We start from the raw sequence: 1,204 nt of genomic DNA on the forward strand, positions 1-1,204 counted from the left end.
TGTTCTAGGTCAGGAGATGGTACACACTTCTGCCAGGACAAAGTATACAGATTTGATGCCATTTATCGAGGTATCAAAAATGGATTCAATTCGTTCAATGGTGGCGCTTGTTCAATCAGGTGCAATCTCTGTCACAGCCGCAGCTCTGGAATATGGCGTCAGCCGAAAAGTGGTTTACCACTGGTTAGCCAAAGCCCAAACGCTTGGAATCGAGAACCTGAGCTATGCTTCAAGAGCACCAAAGTCAGTCCCAAATCGTACAGATCAGGAAGTTATCAACATGCTGCTCGCTCTCAAAAAAGAGTTTCCGGTCTGGGGAGCGCGCAAACTCACCACGATCTTAGAAAGAGATTTTGAAGTCAAAATCAGCGAAAGAACTGCGAATCGCCATCTGGAAAAAGCAGGACTTGTCAAAGCAAGAACTAAGCAAAGCGTACAAAGATTTGAGCGGGAATCGCCTAATTTGCTCTACCAGATGGACTTTAAAGGCTTACCAAAAAAGTTGCCCTTCGCCCTGCTCACCGTCATTGATGATGCCAGTCGAATGTGCCTGCATTTTGCTCCAATCAAGGACAAAACCAGAGAATCTGTTTTGGCCGCGCTATGGCAAATGTTCGAAGAAACGGGTCTTCCAGAGAGCGTTCTTATGGACAATGGCGACTGCTGGGGAACCCATACAAGGCGCTGCCCAACCACATTTGAAGCCCAACTCTGGAAGCTCGGAATCCGCACCACTCACGGCAGACCAGGGCATCCCCAAACACAAGGCAAAGTCGAAAGATTCCACCGCACCGCCAAAGAAGAAATGGGCGAAGCGCTGCTCTGCAACGATGTGGATACATTTCGACAGTCTTGTGAGGCTTTTCGCACTCGCTACAATTGGGTGCGTCCCCACGACGCTCTGGGGCAAGATGTTCCAGGTCTACATTACAAACCCAGCCAAAGATTGCGCCCGGTTTCTATGCCACCTCCTGCTACAATCCCAGGACTCATCGTCCGAAGAGTGCGGGACACAGGGCACTTTTCCTTCGAAGGAAAATTCTATAAAGTAGGCAAGGGACTCGCCTACGAACCCATCCAAATTGAAATCCAAAACCAAACCCTCATCATCCACTTCGCAGGTCAATACGTAACACAAATGGAACGCAGGTAGAGTGGATACAATGTCCTGGCAGAACTGTATACTATGTTGTGGCATTGAACA

Annotated in this window: 1 protein-coding gene; it reads left to right on the plus strand. The window is 48.6% G+C overall.

Going from position 1 to position 1,204, the window contains the following annotated elements; all coding sequences use genetic code 11:
- A partial coding sequence (locus QUB12_RS37425; protein WP_333311135.1) for an IS481 family transposase occupies positions 1-1,153 on the plus strand: 1,153 nt, incomplete at its 5' end.
- Positions 1,154-1,204 lie beyond the last annotated feature (51 nt).

Origin of the sequence: Microcoleus sp. B7-D4, assembly GCF_036705125.1 — a bacterium.
Classification (GTDB): Bacteria; Cyanobacteriota; Cyanobacteriia; order Cyanobacteriales; family Microcoleaceae; genus Microcoleus.